The sequence below is a fragment of the Nocardia albiluteola genome (genome assembly GCF_018860155.1).
Lineage (GTDB): Bacteria > Actinomycetota > Actinomycetes > Mycobacteriales > Mycobacteriaceae > Nocardia > Nocardia albiluteola.
Genome location: NZ_JAHKNI010000012.1, coordinates 93,967 through 113,061, shown reverse-complemented (window position 1 = coordinate 113,061; position 19,095 = coordinate 93,967). Strand labels below are relative to the sequence as shown.

Below are 19,095 nucleotides of genomic sequence, written 5' to 3'. Positions count from 1 at the left end.
CGGCGCCGCGAAACAGCCGCTCGATGCCGCGCTCGATCTCCCCCTTGGACTCGTTGACGAGCATCTCGGCCGGGGCGAATGCGCCGATCTCGGTGTCCCGCAACAGTTCTCGCAGCGCATGCGCGTCGGCGACCGGCGCGTACAGCCGCGGGATACCGGGCGAATGGAAGGTGTCGTTGGCGACGAACAGCGCGCGGCGGCGGGCGGGCGGATCAGTCATCGTGCAAGATGTCTCGCATCTGCTCCACCAGGCCGTCGACCTGGGCATCGGAGGGTCGCTCGATGACGACCTTCTTCTCGCCGTTGCTGATGGTGATCGATTCGGCGCGGGTGCGGTCCAGGAACCGCAGCGCGACATCGCGGATCACCAGGCTGACGGCCGTCAGCGCGGACCCGGACACCGCCAGCTGCCCGATCGTTAGCACGGTGCCCGATTTCGTTCCGGTGATGCCGACGTCGGCGACCTCCGTCACGGCCACACTGCGGATATCCCGCAGATCCTCGGCCAGCTCGCCGGTCAGCCGGTCCAGCATCCGCGAATCCCCGCGTCCGCCCGCAACGGTGAATATCACTGTCGGCACTACCCACCACCCCTTCAGCGCCGCGTGTGCGGCACCGCCTCACTGTAGCCAGTGGGCGGCGGGGACGTTCACGGTTACGTTGAGCGCGAAACGAATCCGGTATGGCGGACGCATGCCGACCGGACGTTCCTGCCGAACGCTTCGCCCAGCGCACGGACCGCCGGAGAATCGGCCCAGACGCCGGGATGGCGCGGCGACCGGATGCCGCCGCGCCCCGCCCGGCAGCGGATCAGGGCAGCACCGGCGGCTCGATGCCCAACTCTTGCAGCCGGTTTCGGTACAGCTCGACGTTGGCCAGCTTGATGTCCTCGTAGCCGCGGACCATATCGGGCAGCGCCGCCACCTCGACCGCGCGGTCGTAATCGGTGGACAGGGTAGCGGCCAGGGCGTGCACCGTCTCGATGTAGTGGGCGAGCAGCGCGCGTTCGACCCGCCGCACGCGGGCCCGGCCGAACGGATCGAATGCGGTGCCGCGCAGCCGCTTTCCCTTGGCCAGCAGGCGCAGGGCCAGGTGCGAGCGGGGACCGAAACCGATCTTCTCGGTGCGTCCCAGGGCGCGCAGGACCGGCGGATGCAGGCGGTAGGTGAGATTGGCGCCGTCCGGGATCGCGGCGGCGACCTCGTCCAGGAACGCGGGATCGGTCAGGCGGCGAGCCACCTCGTACTCGTCCTTGTACGCGGTGAACTTGTATAGCCCACGCGCGACCTGTTCGCTGAATTCGGTGCGGTCGGTGACCCGCTGCTGCGCCTCCCAGATGCGCTGCATCGCGCCGACGTACTCGCGCGCCACGCGCACACCACCGAAGCCGACCAGTTCGCCCGCCCGGAGCTCGACCAGCCGGCGGGTCTCCCCCGCCGCGAACAGGCCGTCGAGCAGGTCCGCCGGAATCCGATCGGCGGGGCGTGCGGCCGAGGCTCCCGCGGTGGCGGCGGCGAACTCGGCGGGCCGCGCCACCGCGGCCCGGCCCCAGCGGAACGCGGCGATATTGGCCGCGACGGCGACGCCGTTGATCTCGATGGCCTCCTCGATCGCGGCGGCGGGCAGCCGCAGCCCGCCGACCTGGTAGGCGGCGCCTACCAGCAGGAAGTTGGCGGCGGCCGTATTGCCGAAGAGCGTTTCGGCGGCGGCCAGCGCGTCGAAGGACGACACCGTCCGGGAGACCGCGGCGAGCCGGGACAGCAGCAGCTCGGTCTCCGGGTACTGGACCGACTTGTCGTACACCATGGCGCCGGTCGGCGTCTTGCTCGTCGAGGCCACCGCGACCGTCGATTCGGCCGATCCGTACGCGAGGTTCTTCGCATCGGCCGCGGCCAGCAGGTCGAAGGCGAGAATACAGTCCGCGGTCCCGGGCGTGAGCCGGTTCGAGGGCTCCACCGTATCGGCGGCGAACCGCAGATGGGACACCACGGGACCGGCCTTCTGGCTCATGCCGATCTGGTCCAGCCCCGCGACGTCGTATCCGGCCCGCAGCGCGGCGGTCTCCAGCACCTGATTGACCGTCACGATGCCGGTGCCGCCGATCCCCGCCAGGAACACGTTCTGTGTGGCGTGCGGCGCGCCGGCCTCGACATCGGGCAGCGATGGCGGTTCCGGGCGAGTCCGCTTGCGCGGCAGGGACTTCCCCGATCCGGTGCCCGGTTCGGGCAGCTCCACCGTGACGAAGGACGGGCAATCGCCCTGCAGGCAACTGTAGTCGGTGTTGCAGGAGGTCTGATCGATGCGGGTCTTGCGACCGAATTCGGTGTCCACCGGCTGCACCGACAGGCAGTTGCTCTTTACGCCGCAGTCGCCGCAGCCCTCGCACACCGCCTCGTTGATCACCACCCGGGTACGCCGCACCGGCAGCTCGCCGCGCTTGCGCTTGCGGCGCGCGTCGGCGGCGCAATGCTGGTCATAGATGAGGACCGTCACCCCGGGAATATCGCGCAGCATCCGCTGGGCCTCGTCGAGTCGATCCCGGTGCCACAGCAGCGTTCCCGCCGCGAGGTCGCGGGTGCGGTACTTCTTCGGCTCGTCGGCGCACACGATGATCTGCCGGACCCCCTCGGTGGCCAGCTTGTGCGTCAGGCGGGGCACCGCCAGCGCGCCCTCGGCGTCCTGGGCGCCGGTCATCGCGACCACGTCGTTGTAGAGCAGCTTGTAGGTGATGTTCACCCCGGCCGCGATGCAGGCCTGCACGGCCAGCTGGCCGGAGTGGAAAAACGTTCCGTCGCCGATGTTCTGGAACAGGTGCGGTACCTCGGTGAACGGCGCCAGCCCGATCCACTGCGCGCCCTCGCCGCCCATCTGGGTCAGTCCCATGACCGCGCTGTCGCTGCGCCCGGACATGGTGACCAGTGTGTGACAACCGATTCCGCCACCGGCCAGCGAGCCCTCGGGCACCGCGGTGGACCGGTTGTGCGGGCATCCGCTGCAGAAGTAGGCCGCGCGGGCGGCGGGCAGCACCGAGAGCGACAGCGGTTGCGGCAGGGGGCGCTTCAGCTCGAGGTGGTCCCGCAGCACCCGGCGCAGCGGCGCCAGGATCCGGCCGGTCGTCAGCTCCCCGTCGCTCGGGAACAGCGGGCGGGCGTCCGCGTCGCGTTTGCCGAGAATTGCCGGAGCGCCGTCCATTCCGTAGAGGATGTCCCGAATCTGGTTCTCCAGGAAGGCCGTCTTGTCCTCGACCACGATGAGCCGGGACAGTCCGGCGGCGAATTCCCGGATCCGGTCCGGCGCGATCGGGTACGGCATCCCGATGCGCAGCAGCCGCACGCCCGCGCGCTCGAGTGCCGCGTCGTCGGCGCCGAGATCGGTGAGCGCCTGCCGCACCGCATCGAATGTGGTTCCGGTGGCCGCGATTCCGATCTCGGCACGCTCGGGATTCACCTCGATGACATCCAGCGAGTTCAGGGTGCTGTACGCCTCCACAGTCGCCCAGCGCGGGCCGTACAGGTCGGCCTCGGCGAGCACGCTGTCCGCCGGTGCGGCCATCGGGCGCTGCCGGTAGACGAACGGCCGCCCCTCCCAGGTGATTTCGGGCAGCACGATATCGATATCGCCGACCGAGCCGTCGACGGTCCAGGCCCCGTCGGCCACATCGGCGACGATCTTCAGCGCCACCGGGCAGCCAGAGATCCGCGACAGGGCCACCCCGTGCAGGCCCATGGTGATGATCTCGCGGGCATTGCGCGGAAACAGGACCGGAATGTTCATCGCCGCCAGGGACCGCTCCGACACCGCGGGCACCGTCGAGGATTTCGCCGCGGGGTCGTCACCCACCAGCAGCAGCACCCCGCCGCGCGGATTCACCCCGTACATGGTGGCGTGGCGCAGCGCGTCGGTGGCGCGGTCCAGGCCCGGGCCCTTGCCGTACCAGACTCCGACGACGCCGTCGTGGGTCATGCGCGCGCCGGCCGGATCGCCCTGGCTGCCCCACACCGAGGTGGCCGCCAGCTCCTCGTTCACACCGGGCACGAAGTGGATGTCGTGCTCGGCGAGCGTCTCGGGCATCCCGGCGAGCATCCGATCCACCCCGCCCAGCGGCGAGCCCTGATACCCGGAGACGAAGGTGCCGATACGCCGTCCCGCGCGCAGGTCGCGCACGTGCTGTTCGACCAGCTGGCGGGCGATCGCCTGCACTCCGGTCAGGACAACGGTTCCCGCGCCGACGCGGTAGCGGTCGGCGAGGTCGTACGGTGCTGGGATCAGGTCGCGGTCGGCGAGCTCCGTCATCAGTTCCACCCGTCCGGGCGGCACCGATCGGCGCCGCCCTAGATTGAGCATTCGTCGCGGCCATCCTGTCTCTGCGACGCGAAATGAACAACCGATGTAGGAAAAATTAAGCACTCTGCGCAATTCCGCAGGCGCTGGATGGGCACCGATTATGCAGGGTGCGACCTCGAATGTGACGGCAGACACGCCGATACCACGGGCTCGGAGCGTCTCGTATCGGCGCGTGGACTCCAGCGCGGCATCACCCTCGCAGCCCTCGAACGGACAATCGGATGCATCCTTGGACTACGGGCGCCGAACTACACGCGCCGAATACCCAATACGCGCGGGCGGGCCTGTCCGAGACGTCCCGGGATTGCGGGCGCCGCCCCCGATGCACCGTCTCAGGTCCAGAGATGCGGGCGCGCGCCCCAAGTCGACCGCGTCGGATCGGCGAACGGATTCACAGCCGGCGCAAAGGTTCCCAGCTCGGGCGGGGGCGTCGAGATCGTTCGGAATTGTCAGCTGCCGACCGAATGCGCCTGCGCCGGTGTCGGTGTCGGACCGCGGCGCGTGACGGACGCTTGCGCTGCCCGGTCCGCGGCCCGCAGCTGGGTACGGTGCGGCCCCGTCAGGCAGCCGCACGACATCAACATGGCTCCCGGCTCAATCGTTCCGGACCGCAGCGCCGTTGCGACCTGCCGCGGCGCGACCCCGGGCAGCGATGCGCTTCGTCGTTCCGCTCAATCCTGCTCGGCGCGCCAGCGGGCGCACAGGGCGATGTACCCCGGCAACTGGTCGGCGGCGAATACCTCGGGCAGCCAGTCCGCCTCGGAGACCACGGCCGTCCACACGAAGGACGGCACCGGCTCCTCCCGCCCGACCAGCTGGATCGAGCGGACCCCGTACTCCTCGTCCTCGAAGGCGTCGATGATCGCCCATTCCGCGGGGGTCAGCCCGCGCAGCAGCAGTCCGCCGGCCATGCGGCCCGGCTCGGCGACCAGACCGGGGTAGACACGCTGCGGCAGCACCGCCACCCGGCGGTCGCGCGCGACGGCGAACTCGGTGTCGGGCAGCCGTCCAAGTAGCGCCTCGAGGACCGGGCCGAATTGCAGAGTGCCGTAGACGAACAGCTGGTCGGCCCGCTGCGGCAGCGAACTCAGCCGCCCGGTGAATACGGGCACGGCGGCATCCGGGCGCGCTCCGGAGGAGCGGCGCGCGGTGCCACCTGTCACGCGAGCCCTCGTTCGACCCGCCCGTCGGGCAGGACGCGGTAGACGGCCCGGAAGTGCGTGCCGGTCGTGGGTTCGCCGAAAGTTTGCGGTGTGGACTCTCCGAGCGTGGCCAAGGCCGCGACGATCCGTTCGATCTGGTCGGGGCGCGCGACCGGCACGGCGGAATCGAGCTGGGGCGCATTACGTGTCATGTAACCATGGTGCCCTATGACGGCCCGGATGGCCGGAAATTGGTGACCGTGAAGTGACTCACGCTCCGGATTCGCCGCCCCTCAACCGGCCGGACGCACCGTCGAACCCGCTAATTGCTTGAAAGCACGCGCATCGTGGGAGGCGAAAATCGTGATGTCCTTGCCGTGTTCACGATTCAACTCCAGCAGCCGCCGCCGGTTCTCGCGGTAGGGCATCCCGGCGATCGATCCCAGCTCGTACAGGCGCCAGATGAACGGGGTATGCGGTTGTACCGGGTCGATTTCGGTGCCGGTGTAGAACGCGTCCCCGGCGTGCAGCAGCCACCCCTTCCCGGTGTCCACCGCCACCCCGGCATGCCCGCGGGTGTGGCCGTGCAGCGGCACCACAAGGATTTCCGGCGGGAGGCCGGGCAGGTCGCGGACCGCGCGGAAGCCGAACCACTCCTCGCCGCCGTCGATTTCGTTCACCATCCAGCGCGGGCCGTGTGCCCACTGCTGGGCCCGGTAGCGCATCCGCTCCGACATGGTGCGCCCGGCCGTGGCCGCGCGGAATTCGGGGCCGTGCACGTGCACGGTCGCGTCCGGGAAATCCGAGAGTCCGCCCGCATGATCGAGATCGAGGTGCGTCAGCACGATGTGGCGCACATCCGCCGGGTCGAATCCCAGGCCCTGGATCTGGCGCAGGGCCGTTTCGTGCTCAGCGAGCTCTGCGCCCAGCATGAACCGGCTGGGCCCGACGAGCCTGCGGGGGTCGCGCACGCACCCCAGGCCGAACCCCGTGTCCACCAGGACCAATCCCGCACCGGTCTCGACGAGCAGGCAGTGAGCGACCGTCCCCCGTGCCATGCTGCCGCAATTGAGATGATGAATCCGCACGCCGTGAGCGTCCCAGACGCATTCGAACCGGTCAATTGCGCACGTCGGAGGCGCAACTGATCACAGGTGGCGGCGCGGCGCGCCCCTCATCCGTCAGACGGGCCGCTGCGCGCGAATGACATCGGCCAGGTGCTCGTAATCCTCGGTGCGGGCGGTCGACGCCCGGAAGGCCAGCCCCAGCGTCCGTCCCGGGGCCGGTGCGGCGAACCGGGCGATCTCCAGTGTGCCTCGCGAGGTTTCGGCCGCCACCGCCATCTGCGGTATCAGCGTCACACCCAGCCCGCCCGCGACGCACTGCACCACGGTCGCGAGAGAGGCCGCACGGGTGTCGCCGGCCGGGCCGGGCCGCACCTCCTGGGCACGGCATACGTCCAGGCTCTGGTCGCGCAGGCAGTGTCCCTCGTCGAGCAGCAGCAGGGGCAGCGCCTCCAGCGCGGCCGGAGAAAGGTCGGTCCGTCCGGCCAATTCGTGCCCGGGCGGCGTTACCAAAACGAATTCCTCACTGTAAAGGGGGATTTCGATCAGCCCCGTGGTCTCGGTGGGCAGCGCGAGCAGCGCGACGTCAACGAGGCCGTTGCGCAGCCCGTCCAGCAGGCGCGCGGTCTGGTCCTCGATCACATGCGGCACCATGGCCGGAAATCGCCGCCGCAGCTCGGGCAGCAGCGTCGGCAGCACATACGGAGCAACCGTCGGGATGATGCCCAGACGCAGCGAACCGCCGAGCCCGTCACCGACCGCGCTGGCCATGAAGCGGTCGGCCGCCTCGAGCGTCGCCATCGCCTGAGGGAGCAGCCGCTTGCCCGCCGCGGTAACGAGCACACGGCGCGTGCTGCGCTCGATCAGCTGCAGCCCGAGTCCATTTTCCAGCGATGCCAGCGCCTGCGATAACGTGGGTTGGCTCACGTTCAATCGCGCGGCCGCACTGCCGAAATGGCGGTACTCCGCGATCGCCGCGAACGCACGCAGCTGTGACAGGGTGGGCTGATAAGTCTGATCAGTCACGCCTATCAGTATAGGTGCACTGATCAGTTTTACCTTTCACCGATTTCCGGGCACCATCTCAGCGAACACTTCGAACGGCAATCCCGACAACGAAGCAAGAAGGAGACCCCATGGCTCTGCTGACCATCGGCGACCAGTTCCCGGCGTACAACCTCACCGCGGTGATCGGCGGTGACCTCTCCCAGGTCGACGCGAAGCAGCCCGACGACTACTTCACCCAGGTCAGCAGCGACGACTACGTGGGCAAGTGGCGGATCGTGTTCTTCTGGCCCAAGGACTTCACATTCGTGTGCCCGACCGAGATCGCCGCGTTCGGCAAGCTGAACGACGAATTCGCCGACCGCGACGCGCAGGTGCTCGGCGCCTCGGTCGACAACGAGTTCGTGCACTTCCAGTGGCGCGCCCAGCACGAGGACCTGAAAACCCTTCCCTTCCCGATGCTCTCGGACCTCAAACGCGAACTGGCCACGGCCACGGGTGTTCTCAACGCCGACGGCGTCGCGGACCGCGCCACCTTCATCGTGGATCCGAACAACGAGATCCAATTCGTCTCCGTCACCGCGGGTTCGGTGGGCCGCAACGTGGACGAGGTGCTGCGCGTGCTCGACGCGCTGCAGTCCGACGAGCTGTGCGCGTGCAACTGGAAGAAGGGCGACCCCACCATCAAGGCGGGCGAGCTCATGACCGCCGGCGTCTGACCCTGTAAGGAATTGTGAAGTGACCGAGCGAAGCGAGGGAAGTCGTGACCGTTGAGAATCTGAAGAACTCGCTCCCCGAATACGCCAAGGACCTCAAGCTCAACCTGTCGTCCGTGGCGCGTTCGACGGTGCTGACACCGCAGCAGCTGTGGGGCACCCTGCTGGCGTCCGCCGCGGCCACCCGATCCGCGACCACCCTGCGCGAGATCGCCGGCGAGGCCGCCGGCGTGCTGTCCGCGGAGGCATACGATGCGGCCCTGGGCGCCGCCTCGATCATGGGCATGAACAACGTGTTCTATCGGGGCAAGGCGTTTCTCGGCGGCCGCTACGACGATCTGCGCGCCGGGCTGCGGATGAACATCATCGGCAATCCGGGGGTGGACAAGGCCGATTTCGAGCTGTGGTCGTTCGCGGTGTCCTCGATCAACGGCTGCCAGCACTGCCTCGAAGCGCATGAGCACACGCTGCGCGAGGCGGGCGTCTCACGCGAGGTGATCTTCGAGGCGCTGCGCGCGGCGGCCATCGTCGCGGGCGTCGGCCAGGCGGTGCAGTCCACCGAGGCGCTCGCCGCTGTCGACGCCTGACAGGCATTCTCGCCGAGCCAAACGACATGCGGCCGTGCCCTCGAGCTATTCGGGGCACGGCCGCACTGCTGTTCAAGCGGCGGCGCCGCACCGCGGATCTCGGTGGCCGCCGGATCAGGAACCAGTAATGACGGCAGCACCTGAAGACGGTCGCCGCTAGCCCGTTGCCGCGGCGACGAGCATGTAGGCCGTCCCGAGATCCATCACGACGTGCGGGATCACCGTCGTCCGCCCGTACGCATGCCCGAGGGCGTGGCGCAGCAGCGATGTCGGTCCGGGCACGAACATCAGGGCCGCGTCGGCGACGAACAGGGCCGCCAGCAGCGCCATCGGGATCGAATGTCCACCGCGCGACATCTCCATGCCCGGCCCATGTGTCGCCCACAGCATCGCCCCGGCCGCCGCCAGGTGATACCCGAACGCGACCACCCGGCCCGACCGGACCGCCCGATCCCCGTGACGGAACTCGTGCAGCCGGGCCGCCAGCACCGCCGAGTACGCCACCAGCATCGCCACCAGCACGCCTCGCAGCGCCTGTGGGGCGGCGGCCATCGGGAAGATCAGCATCGCCAGCATGACCAGGCACATCAGTAGGTGCGCGGCGTCCGATTCGGGGTCGGCATCCGCCCGGCCGCGCGCGATCGCCACTCCCCGGGCCCCCTGGGTGACCGGAGCGAAGCGCGCGACCACGATCAGGGCGGTGAGCACGAACCCGGCGACGACACCCCAGCGCAGCACCGCGTATTCCTGCACGAATCCGCCCACACCCCACCACCTTCCGCCGCGTTCCTCGGCCCTTCCATGATCGCATCGCAGGAGGGGCAGGGCACCGATTCACCCGGTTCGAGGCAGTGAAAGGGCTACAGAACGGCCGTTCCGGACGACACCGGAGACAACCGCGGCGTTGGTCCGCCCGAGGTTCAGCGTCGGGCGACCGGACAACGAGGCAGGGTGCGGCGTTCAGCCCAGGGCGCGTCCGATGGCGGCGGCCAGCTCGGCCACCTGCTGTTCGGTGATGACGAACGTCGGGGAGATCTGTAGTGCGCCCTGACCGGCCGCGCGGCCCGAAACACCCTGCGCGCGCAGCGCCTTCACCATCGCCGGGCCCTCGGACGGATCGGCCAGCTGCACCGCCGCGACGGCGCCCAGCCCGCTGCGTACCTCGGACACCCGTGGATGCGAGGCCAACGGCGAGAGATGCTCGTGCAGTAGGGATTCCAGGTTCTTGCTGGCGTCGATCAGGTTCTCGCGCTCGATGATGTCGAGGTTGGCCATCGCCGCCGCGGCCGCGCCCGCATGACCGCCGTAGGTGTAACCATGCCGGAACCAGACGCCGCCGGAGAAGAACGGCTCGGCCACCCGGGGCGCCGCGAACACCGCGCCCATCGGCACGTATCCGGAGGTCAGGCCCTTCGCGGTGGTCATGAGATCGGGTTCGAGGCCGAATCGGGTGGAGGCGAACCAGGATCCCCCGATGCGCCCGAACCCGGTGACGACCTCGTCGGCGACGAAGAGAATGTCGTGCTCACGGCAGATGCGCCGCACCTCGGCCAGGTAGCCCTCCGGCGGCAGGTACACCCCGCCCGCACCGATGATCGGCTCGCAGAAGAACGCCGCGATCCGCTCCGCGCCGACCTCCTCGATCAGTGCCGTGAGCGTCTTGGCCTCGTCCCATTCGATCGTGCGGGCGTCGGGCACCAGTTCCCCGTAACCTTCCCGGTTCGGCGCTAGACCACCCAGTGCCGTTCCGGCGAAATGCATTCCGTGATACGCCAGCCGCCGCCCCACGATGAGGGTCTTACCGGGCTTGCCCATCTCGTGCCAGTACCGGCGGGCCAGCTTGGCGGCGGTGTCGACCGAATCCGAGCCGCCGGAGGTGAACAGGATCTTGCTGCCCGGCACCGGCGCGATATCGGCCAGCCGCTGCGCGAGATCCTGCGTCACGGGCGCGGCCAGATCGCCGAAGTTGGAATAGTGCGCCAGTGTGGACAGCTGCGTGGCCACCGCATCGGCAATCTCACGGCGACCATGACCGACATTGGTGAACCACAGCCCGGCCGTGGCATCGAGGTACCGGGTGCCCTCCCGATCCCAAATGTAGGCGCCCTCACCGCGTGCGACCGCGAACGCGCCATCGCGCTCCACGGCGCCCATATCGGCGAAACCATGCCACAGCGATCCCATAATCGGGGCTCCTCTCCACTACGCTCGGCGCGCCGCCAGCCTACCTGCGAGTAGAACGGCCGCCGCGAGCAGTGCGAAGACCACCGCGAGGATCACCAGGCTGTACACCCCGAACACCGCAACACCACCACACCGAGGATGTTCGACTCGATCGTGAAGTAGCTCAGATAGTTGGCGAGCGAGGAGGCCGCACCGTTGCTCCGGAACGGAATCCATACCAGCGCAACGAGTCCCAGCACCCCGAAGCCGAACCGCGCGATACGTGCCAGATGGGCGTCCCTGCCTCGCCGACCATGATCCGACCATGGCCCGGCGGTCCGTCGCCAACGGCCCACCACACGGAAGGCAACGCATGGCTACCTCGGACGGCACCCGCGATGCCCGGTCGGGGGCCCGGCTTCGCTAGGATTGTCGGCGCAATGACCAGGACCGCCACCACAGCTCGTGAGCTTCGCACACGCCTGGCCGAACTCTCGATCCGCGACGAATACCGGTTACGTCGGCGGCTGGACAAGGCCCGCGGCGGCGATCTGGGCAACCTCGAAACCGAGATCGCCGCGGCCGAACGCCGCATCGCCGCGCGCCGGGCCGCCGTGCCCGCGATCGTCTATCCCGAGCAGCTGCCGGTCTCCGCGCGCAGGGAGGATATCGCCGCGGCCATCGCTGCCAACCAGGTCGTCGTCATCGCCGGTGAGACCGGGTCGGGCAAGACCACGCAGATCCCGAAGATCTGCCTGGAGCTCGGTCGCGGCATCCGCGGCACGATCGGCCACACCCAGCCGCGGCGCCTCGCGGCCCGCACCGTCGCCGAGCGCATCGCCGAGGAGCTGGGGACCGAGCTGGGCGATGTGGTCGGGTACACCGTCCGCTTCACCGATCAGGCCTCGGACCGGACGCTGATCAAGCTGATGACCGACGGCATTCTGCTCGCCGAGATCCAGCGCGACCGGATGCTGCGCCGCTACGACACGATCATCATCGACGAGGCGCACGAGCGCAGCCTCAATATCGACTTCCTGCTGGGATACCTCAAGCAGCTGCTGCCCCGGCGGCCGGACCTCAAGGTGATCATCACCTCCGCGACCATCGATCCGGAGCTGTTCGCGCGGCACTTCGGGAGCACGCCGGACACCGCCCCGGCACCAAGCGGTTCCGGGCGCTCCGAAACCGGCGTCGGCGAGAACGCCTCCCCACGAAGCGAATCGGCTCTCCGGCCGGAGTCGGACGATAAGGGTGCCGAACCCGGAACCGCCGCGGGCGAGTCCGATGGGACGCAGACCGAGCCGAGGTCGGACGCGGGCAATGCGGCGCCCATCGTGGAGGTCTCGGGCCGGTCGTATCCGGTCGAGGTGCGGTATCGCCCACTGTCGCTGGAGATTCCGGTGACCTCCCAGGATCCGGACGACGAGGACACCGAGATCGTCGACCGCGATCCGACCGATGCGATCGGCGACGCGGTACGCGAGCTGCTCGCCGAGGGGGACGGCGACATCCTGGTCTTCCTGTCCGGCGAGCGCGAGATCCGCGACACCGCCGACTCCCTGCGCGATATGCGGTTGCCGCGCACCGAGATTCTGCCGCTCTACGCGAGACTGTCTGCGGCCGAACAGCATCGGGTATTCGAGCCACACACCGGCAGGCGCGTCGTACTGGCGACCAACGTCGCCGAGACCTCGCTCACGGTGCCCGGCATCCGCTATGTGATCGACCCCGGCACGGCTCGTATTTCGCGCTATTCCATGCGCACGAAGGTGCAGCGGCTGCCGATCGAGCCGATCTCCCAGGCCTCCGCGCGGCAGCGGTCCGGGCGCTGCGGGCGCGTCGCGGACGGCATCGCCATCCGGCTGTACAGCGAGGACGACTTCGACGCCCGGCCTCAGTTCACCGAGCCGGAGATCCTGCGCACCAACCTGGCCGCGGTCATCCTGCAGATGACAGCTCTCGGGCTGGGCGATATCGAGGGCTTCCCATTCGTGGAGCCGCCCGACGGCCGCGCCATCCGCGACGGCATCGCGCTGCTCGAGGAGCTGGGAGCGCTGGCCCGGCGCGACGATGCCCCGCGGCGCGGAGCGGAGCCCGGGGATCTGATGCTGACCCCGATCGGCCGGGAAATGGCGCAGATCCCGGTCGATCCCCGGATGGCCCGCATGCTGGTCGAGGCCCAGCGCGGCGGCTGCCTGCCCGAGGTGCTGGTCGTCGTCGCGGCCCTGTCGATTCAGGATGTACGCGAGCGCCCGGTCGAGCATCAGCAGGCCGCGGACACCAAGCACGCCCGGTTCACCGTCGAGGGCTCGGACTTCCTGGCCTACCTGCGCCTCTGGGACTACCTGCGCGAGCAGCGAAGGTCCCTGTCCTCCAACCAGTTCCGGCGCATGTGCCGCGACGAGTTCCTGCACTACCTGCGCATCCGCGAATGGCAGGACCTGCACGGCCAGCTCCGCACCATCACCCGGGGTCTGGGCTGGCATCCGGATGGGGACCGCGAGGAGTCCGGCGATGCGGCAGTGACTTCCGAGGCCCAGGCCGAGCGCGGTGGAAATCGCGGCGGCAGTGACGGGCGGGGAAGCCCTGCGGGATCCCGGCGCAACCGCGGATCGGCGCACGGCAACGGCGAATCCGATCGCGGTAGCGGAGAGCCGGTGCGCAGCGGCCGAGCCGGGCGCGACACCGGAAATTCTCGCGGCGGCGGCGAAACCGACCGTGCCGAGCGCGAATCCGGACGTACCGGTTCCCGAGCCGGGAACCACGTGAATTCCGGAAGCAACAGGAGAACTTCCGAGCGGAACATCGAATCCGACCGCCGGGCCGGCGAATCCGGGCGAAACAGCGCCGGACATGGCGACCAGGATTCGGGACGATACATCGACGCTGGACGCACCGGCGGAGGATCCGCCCGGGCGGGCGATCCGAAGCGGACCGGGCGTGCAGCCATTCTCGCGGTGGATTCCGAGTCCGATTCGCTCCCTTGGGATGTCACGTCCATTCATCAGGCACTGCTGGCCGGGATGCTGTCGCACATCGGCGTGCGGGAGGCCGAGACGCGGGAATTCCTGGGGGCGCGCAACGCCAAGTTCATGATCTTCCCCGGGTCCTCGCTGGCGAAGAAGCCGCCGCGCTGGGTCATGGCGGCGGAGTTGGTCGAGACCTCGCGGCTGTGGGGGCGCACCGCGGCGCGGATCGAGCCGGAATGGGCCGAGCGGCTGGCCGGGGATCTGGTCAAACGCACGTATTCCGAACCGCATTGGTCGATCAAGCGGGGCGCGGCCGCGGCCTACGAGCGGGTCACGCTGTACGGGATTCCGCTCGTCACCCAGCGGCGCGTCGACTTCGGGCGGATCGATCCCGAGCTCTCGCGAGAACTGTTCATCCGGCACGCGCTGGTGCAGGGCGAATGGCAGACGCGGCACGATTTCTTCGCGCGCAACCGCGAATTGCTGGAGGACGTGGCCGATCTGGAACACCGGGCCCGGCGTCGCGACATTCTGGTCGACGACGAGGTGCTGTTCGAGTTCTACGACCGGCGTATTCCCGCCGACATCGTCTCGGTCCGGCATTTCGACAGCTGGTGGCGCAAGGCGCAGCGCACCGATCCGAGTCTGCTGGACTTCACCGCCTCGACGGTGGTGAACGAGGATGCGGCCGTGCTGGATCCGGCCGCGTACCCGGACAGCTGGCGCCAGGGTGAGCTGAGTTTCCCGCTCACCTACCAATTCGAGCCCGGGCAGGCCGATGACGGTGTCACCGCGCATATTCCGGTCGCCCAGCTGGCCCACGTGCGGGCGGTCGGCTTCGACTGGCTGGTGCCGGGCATGCGGGAGGAACTGGCTGCCGCGCTGATCAAGACGCTGCCGAAACATCTTCGCCGCGTGGTGGTTCCGGCGCCGGACTACGCGCGCGCGGCGCTGGCGCGGCTGACCCCCCGCGCCGAACCCCTGCGCACCGGACTGGCCCGGGAGCTGTCCCAGCTCGGTTCGGTCGCCATCCGGCCCGCCGATCTGGATCCCGCGGCGCTGCCCGACCATCTCCGGATGACCTTCGCCGCGACGACACCCGACGGCACGATCGTCGATCGCGGCAAGGATCTTGCCGGGCTGAAATCCCGCCTGGCCGACCAGGTCTCGAAGTCGGTGTCCCGTGCGACCGCGGCCGCCGAGCGACCGCCCGCCGCGGTGTGGACCTCGGAATCGCTGGGCGCCCTGCCGGCCACGGTGCGCCGGGAGGTCGGCGGGCAGACCATCACCGGCTATCCGGCGCTGGTGCCCGAGGGCGAGGGCGTGGCCGTCCGGGTGCTGCCCTCCCCCGCCGCGCAGGCTGCCGCGATGCGCACCGGAACCCGTGTGCTGCTGCTGAATCAGCTGCCCTCCTCGGCGCGTACCGCCACCGCGGGCCTGCGGCCCGCCGATCGGCTTGCCCTGAGCCAGAATCCGTCCGGCTCGCTCGAGGCGTTGATCGAGGACTGCCGCGCCTGCGCGGCCGATGAGCTGATCGCCGAATTCGGTGGCCCGGTCCGCGATCCGGGTGAGTTCGCCGCCTTGCTGGAGCGGATTCGCCCCCGGTTCGGCGCCGCCGTGGCGGAGGTGGTGAAGCTGATCGTCCCCGTGCTGGCACAGGCACATCGGGTGCGCGCGGAGCTGACCGGCGTGGCCGACCGGGAGATTGCCGACGATGTCCGGCAACAACTCGACGAACTCGTATTCGCGGGATTCGCCACGGAATTCGGCACGGCCCGGCTGCGGGAGCTGCCCCGGTATCTGCAGGCCGCCGCGCTGCGCCTGGAGGCACTACCGGCCTCGGCGCCCCGCGATCACCAGGGCATGGCCGAGCTCGACCGCGTCCATGCCGCCTACCAGCGGCTGCTCGAGTCCCTGCCCGAGGCTCGTCGCACCGGCCGCGACATCACCGAAATCTGGTGGATGATCGAGGAACTCCGCGTCAGCCTCTTCGCCCAGCAGCTCGGCACACCGTACCCGGTGTCCGCCAAGCGAATCGAACGCACGATCACGGCGGTCCGCACGGCGCCCGCGCGCCCGTCCCGCTGAGCGCGCGATACGCGGACCTCGCCTGCGGCATCGTCGCCACGCTCGGGTCACCTCCGGTCTGAGATACCCCCGTGCGAAAATTACTGAGGCCGTGATGATTTCCCGCGTGCTGGGTCGATGCGAGCTTGGGGATCAGCCGTGGCGGGGCGGGTTGGCGAGGTGGGCGTTGACGCGGCCGAGCAGATCGAACAGCTGCGCGCGTTCGTCGCGGTCGAGCGGGGCCATGATGTGCTCGTTGACGCCGTCCAGGACACGATCGAGTTCGGCAAGGTGGCGTTCGCCCGCGGCGGTGATGGTGATGACGTTGCGTCGTTTGTCGGCCGGGTCGAGGGCCCGGCGAACCCAGCCACCGTCTTCGAGGTCGTTGAGAACCGACACGAGGTCGCTCTTGTAGATCCGGGTGCGTCCGGAAAGCACCGCCTGGCTCGCGGCGCCGAACTCGGCCAGCGCGGCGAGCGCCACAAAGTGGTCCTTGTGGGCCCCGACCGCGCGCAAGGCGTCGCCCGCCACGCGGTGCGTCTGGGCGGCAGTAAATCCGACGAGGCGAGAAAGCTGCCCCTTGAGCCGCGCGGGAGTCTGCTCACCCTCATCGAATCGCAGGTCGTCGTCGCTGGTCTCCATGACGACAGCCTACCCCGGTTGCGTTAGTGTCACTAACGATCTAGATTCGTTAGTGGCACAAACGTTAGCGCTCCGAACAGATGAAGGAAGCCCACGATGACCAGCACCGAAACCCTGATCCGCGATCTCGCCGACCGCGCCGAACTCACCGACCTGATCGCGCGTCACAGCGTGTGGATCGATGAGGGCCGGTTCGACGAGACCGACCGGATCTTCACCGAGGATGTCCTCGTCACCTCTCCCCGCGGACACGCCAGCGGCATCGAGGCCCTTCTCGGACTCGTGCGCACGGGCCGCGACACCTATGCGCGAACCCTGCACAACAAGGCCAACCTCGTCATCGACCTCGACGGTGATACCGCCACGGTGCGCGCTCACGACATCGCGGTGTTCGTCATCGACGACAAGACCGCGGCCGTCGCGGCCGGAGTCCACCACTACGGGGCGCGCCGCACCGAAAACGGCTGGCGCTTCGATCGTCTCGAGATCACCCCGGTGGCGCTGACCGAAGCCCTCGACCGAGCCTTGTAGCCGATTCCCGTTGCCGCACCGAAGAATCCGCGACACCAATCAGGAGTCGGGTTCACTGTCAACCGCTTGCGCACCACCACGCAGCCGGTCGGACAGGAGCGCCCGAAAATGCGGGCACGTCATGATGTCCTCGTGCGGGCAATCGCCCTCGAGCAGGTCGAGCGCGGCCTGGGCCCGCGCGATCCGGGCCAAGAGTCGCTCGCGATGCCGGGCCGCCACCTCGGCCCGGGCGGACGCGGACCGGGCGGTCAGCATGGTCCGGATGTCCGCTAGTGCGAAGCCGGCGTCCTTCGAGATCAGGATCGCCGCCACCCGGTGCAGGTCCGCATCGGTGTAGCGGCGGCGCTCACCCGCGCGGGCGGGTGTCAGCAGTCCTTGTGTCTCCCAATACCGCAGCACGTGTGCGGGCAGCCCGAACAGGGCCGCCGCCTCGCCGATTGACTTCATGTGCACATTAAGTCGCACACTGACGACCATGTCCACGTTGCTGTCTCTCCTCGACGCCCTCGACGACCGTCCGCAGGCCCGCGATCTGCGGCTGCGAACATACGAAGGCCTCGGCGACACCGTCGTCGACGTCGGCTGCGGCGGCGGGCGTGCCGTCGGCGAGCTCGCCGCCCGCGGGGTCCGGGCCATCGGTCTGGACCTGGATCCCGCGATGATCGAGATCGCCGCCCAACGCTGGCCCGCAGCGGAATTCCATGTCGCCGACGCCACCGCGCTGCCCCTGGACGACGGCTCGGTGACCGGGTACCGCGCCGACAAGGTTCTGCACGCCCTCAGCGAACCCGAGCGCGCGATCGCCGAGGCGCGCCGTGTGCTGGCCCGAAGCGGGCGCGCGGTGCTCACCGGGCAGGACTGGGACACCTTCGTCATCGACTCCGACGATCCCGAACTCGTCCGCGCGCTCGTTCACGCCCGTGCGGATCGCATGCCCAGCCCCAGAATCGCCCGCCGATATCGGAACCTGTTATTGGACAACGGCTTTACCGACGTCACAGTAGACGTTCATACCGTGGTGTGGACGGACGCCGCGGTCCTGCCGGTGCTCGCCAACATCGCGGAAGGCGACTGGCTCGACGAACAAGCCGCGCGGGCACGCAACGACCGGCTGTTCGTCGCGGTCCCGATCTTCCTGGCCTCCGGAACCCGCGCCGACTGAGCCGTCCGCCGTCCGTACGACGGTTCGAGCGTTCGCCAGGCCACCCGGAAATCCCTCGAACGGACCGTCGGCCGAGGAAGAGTCCGGCCGCGACCTCAGTCCTTGGCCGCGGCCACCGCGTGCTCGGAGTCCGCCCGCTCACTATCGGCGCGGCGGCGGCGCAGATCCGCGATCTCGTGTTCGAAATCGGCGGCGGAGCTGAAGGATCGGTAGACCGAGGCGAAGCGTAGGTAGGCGACCTCGTCGAGGTCGCGCAGCGGGCCCAGGATGGCCAGGCCCACCTCGTGACTGGGCACCTCGGGAGATCCGGTGGCGCGCACCGCATCCTCGACCTGTTGCGCCAGCAGCATCAAGGCATCGTCGTCGACCTCGCGGCCCTGGCAGGCGCGCCGGACGCCGCGAATCACCTTCTCCCGGCTGAACGGCTCGGTGACACCGCTGCGTTTGACCACCGACAGGATCGCGTTCTCGACGGTGGTGAATCGCCGCCCACATTGCGGGCAGGCACGACGACGCCTGATGGCCGTGCCTTCCTCGGCCTCACGCGAGTCGACCACCCTGGAGTCCGGGTGCCGACAGTACGGGCAATGCATCCGAGTTCCTTCGTCGATGCCTGCAGTCGTCCATAGCCATGCTGTATTTTCACAGCACTGTTGAGGATACCTGCCGGACTGTATGGACTCGGATGCGGCGTCGAAGC

The 19,095-nt window shown here is 69.1% G+C and carries 15 protein-coding genes and 4 pseudogenes; 6 read left to right on the top strand and 13 right to left on the bottom strand.

Going from position 1 to position 19,095, the window contains the following annotated elements; genetic code table 11:
* Positions 1–16 precede the first annotated feature (16 nt).
* The 7 genes and pseudogenes from KO481_RS44900 to KO481_RS30405 form a co-directional block, all read right to left on the bottom strand.
* Positions 17–220: pseudogene (locus tag KO481_RS44900) on the bottom strand (hypothetical protein); the annotation flags it as partial.
* A complete protein-coding gene (locus KO481_RS30430) occupies positions 213–581 on the bottom strand; it encodes a hypothetical protein (RefSeq protein WP_308166817.1) in 369 nt (122 codons plus the stop codon). The gene KO481_RS30430 and the pseudogene KO481_RS44900, both read right to left, overlap by 8 nt.
* 229 nt (positions 582–810) lie before the next feature.
* A complete protein-coding gene (locus KO481_RS30425) occupies positions 811–4,293 on the bottom strand; it encodes an indolepyruvate ferredoxin oxidoreductase family protein (protein ID WP_215921873.1) in 3,483 nt (1,160 codons plus the stop codon).
* A gap of 722 nt (positions 4,294–5,015) precedes the next feature.
* Entirely contained in the window at positions 5,016–5,507 is a 492-nt protein-coding gene (locus KO481_RS30420; protein ID WP_215921871.1) for a gamma-glutamylcyclotransferase family protein, read from the bottom strand.
* Positions 5,504–5,698, bottom strand: coding sequence for a hypothetical protein (locus KO481_RS30415; RefSeq protein WP_215921869.1), 195 nt, complete (start codon positions 5,696–5,698; stop codon positions 5,504–5,506). The genes KO481_RS30420 and KO481_RS30415 overlap by 4 nt, the downstream gene beginning before the upstream one ends.
* An 81-nt stretch (positions 5,699–5,779) precedes the next feature.
* Positions 5,780–6,544: an MBL fold metallo-hydrolase gene (locus KO481_RS30410; protein ID WP_245401695.1), complete on the bottom strand. Its 765-nt coding sequence runs from the start codon at positions 6,542–6,544 to the stop codon at positions 5,780–5,782.
* Between the two features lie 123 nt (positions 6,545–6,667).
* Positions 6,668–7,576 (bottom strand): hydrogen peroxide-inducible genes activator, encoded by a 909-nt coding sequence (locus KO481_RS30405; protein ID WP_215921865.1) that lies wholly within the window; start codon positions 7,574–7,576, stop codon positions 6,668–6,670.
* A gap of 110 nt (positions 7,577–7,686) precedes the next feature.
* On the opposite strand from KO481_RS30405, the gene KO481_RS30400 reads away from it, so the two are divergent.
* Together KO481_RS30400 and ahpD are read left to right on the top strand one after the other, a co-directional pair.
* Entirely contained in the window at positions 7,687–8,274 is a 588-nt protein-coding gene (locus KO481_RS30400) for a peroxiredoxin (RefSeq protein ID WP_215921863.1), read from the top strand.
* Between the two features lie 44 nt (positions 8,275–8,318).
* Positions 8,319–8,858 carry an alkylhydroperoxidase, AhpD family gene (ahpD, locus tag KO481_RS30395; protein WP_215921862.1) on the top strand — a complete coding sequence of 180 codons (540 nt, stop codon included), beginning with the start codon at positions 8,319–8,321 and terminating at the stop codon, positions 8,856–8,858.
* Between the two features lie 156 nt (positions 8,859–9,014).
* Here the strand turns inward: ahpD and KO481_RS30390 are convergent, their stop codons facing one another.
* From KO481_RS30390 to KO481_RS30380, 3 genes and pseudogenes are all read right to left on the bottom strand, one after another.
* Positions 9,015–9,623 (bottom strand): DUF5134 domain-containing protein, encoded by a 609-nt coding sequence (locus KO481_RS30390; protein ID WP_215921861.1) that lies wholly within the window; start codon positions 9,621–9,623, stop codon positions 9,015–9,017.
* Positions 9,624–9,818: 195 nt separating this feature from the next.
* A complete protein-coding gene (locus tag KO481_RS30385) occupies positions 9,819–11,042 on the bottom strand; it encodes an aminotransferase family protein (RefSeq protein ID WP_215921860.1) in 1,224 nt (407 codons plus the stop codon).
* 119 nt (positions 11,043–11,161) lie between these two features.
* Positions 11,162–11,311, bottom strand: a pseudogene (locus KO481_RS30380) (Pr6Pr family membrane protein); the annotation flags it as partial.
* Between the two features lie 150 nt (positions 11,312–11,461).
* Between KO481_RS30380 and KO481_RS44895 the strand changes: the two are divergent.
* A pseudogene (locus KO481_RS44895) lies at positions 11,462–13,507 on the top strand (helicase-related protein); the annotation flags it as partial.
* Positions 13,508–13,996: 489 nt separating this feature from the next.
* Positions 13,997–16,081: pseudogene (hrpA, locus tag KO481_RS44890) on the top strand (ATP-dependent RNA helicase HrpA); the annotation flags it as partial.
* A 132-nt stretch (positions 16,082–16,213) separates the two neighbouring features.
* Here hrpA and KO481_RS30365 read toward each other — a convergent pair.
* Positions 16,214–16,702, bottom strand: coding sequence for a MarR family winged helix-turn-helix transcriptional regulator (locus KO481_RS30365; protein ID WP_215921859.1), 489 nt, complete (start codon positions 16,700–16,702; stop codon positions 16,214–16,216).
* A 96-nt stretch (positions 16,703–16,798) separates the two neighbouring features.
* Here KO481_RS30365 and KO481_RS30360 point away from each other — a divergent pair, with 96 nt between their 5' ends.
* The gene (locus tag KO481_RS30360; protein ID WP_215921858.1) at positions 16,799–17,233 is read left to right on the top strand and encodes a nuclear transport factor 2 family protein; all 435 of its coding nucleotides are present in this window, start codon (positions 16,799–16,801) and stop codon (positions 17,231–17,233) included.
* A gap of 39 nt (positions 17,234–17,272) precedes the next feature.
* On the opposite strand, the gene KO481_RS30355 is transcribed toward KO481_RS30360, so the two are convergent.
* Positions 17,273–17,680 carry a helix-turn-helix domain-containing protein gene (locus tag KO481_RS30355; protein ID WP_215921857.1) on the bottom strand — a complete coding sequence of 136 codons (408 nt, stop codon included), beginning with the start codon at positions 17,678–17,680 and terminating at the stop codon, positions 17,273–17,275.
* Positions 17,681–17,708: 28 nt separating this feature from the next.
* Here KO481_RS30355 and KO481_RS30350 point away from each other — a divergent pair, with 28 nt between their 5' ends.
* The gene (locus KO481_RS30350; protein ID WP_215921856.1) at positions 17,709–18,395 is read left to right on the top strand and encodes a methyltransferase domain-containing protein; all 687 of its coding nucleotides are present in this window, start codon (positions 17,709–17,711) and stop codon (positions 18,393–18,395) included.
* A gap of 95 nt (positions 18,396–18,490) precedes the next feature.
* On the opposite strand, the gene nrdR is transcribed toward KO481_RS30350, so the two are convergent.
* Complete coding sequence (gene nrdR / locus KO481_RS30345; RefSeq protein ID WP_215921854.1) at positions 18,491–18,988, bottom strand: transcriptional regulator NrdR; 498 nt, start codon at positions 18,986–18,988, stop codon at positions 18,491–18,493.
* Positions 18,989–19,095 lie beyond the last annotated feature (107 nt).

Excerpts from the sequence above, each read along its gene's own strand:
- KO481_RS30425 (WP_215921873.1), bottom strand. The coding sequence starts at position 4,293 with ATGACGGAGCTCGCCGACCGCGACCTGATCCCAGCACCGTACGACCTC.
- KO481_RS30415 (WP_215921869.1), bottom strand. The coding sequence starts at position 5,698 with ATGACACGTAATGCGCCCCAGCTCGATTCCGCCGTGCCGGTCGCGCGC.
- KO481_RS30410 (WP_245401695.1), bottom strand. The coding sequence starts at position 6,544 with ATGGCACGGGGGACGGTCGCTCACTGCCTGCTCGTCGAGACCGGTGCG.
- KO481_RS30400 (WP_215921863.1), top strand. The coding sequence starts at position 7,687 with ATGGCTCTGCTGACCATCGGCGACCAGTTCCCGGCGTACAACCTCACC.
- KO481_RS30385 (WP_215921860.1), bottom strand. The coding sequence starts at position 11,042 with ATGGGATCGCTGTGGCATGGTTTCGCCGATATGGGCGCCGTGGAGCGC.
- KO481_RS30365 (WP_215921859.1), bottom strand. The coding sequence starts at position 16,702 with ATGGAGACCAGCGACGACGACCTGCGATTCGATGAGGGTGAGCAGACT.
- KO481_RS30360 (WP_215921858.1), top strand. The coding sequence starts at position 16,799 with ATGACCAGCACCGAAACCCTGATCCGCGATCTCGCCGACCGCGCCGAA.
- KO481_RS30355 (WP_215921857.1), bottom strand. The coding sequence starts at position 17,680 with ATGAAGTCAATCGGCGAGGCGGCGGCCCTGTTCGGGCTGCCCGCACAC.
- KO481_RS30350 (WP_215921856.1), top strand. The coding sequence starts at position 17,709 with ATGTCCACGTTGCTGTCTCTCCTCGACGCCCTCGACGACCGTCCGCAG.
- nrdR (WP_215921854.1), bottom strand. The coding sequence starts at position 18,988 with ATGCATTGCCCGTACTGTCGGCACCCGGACTCCAGGGTGGTCGACTCG.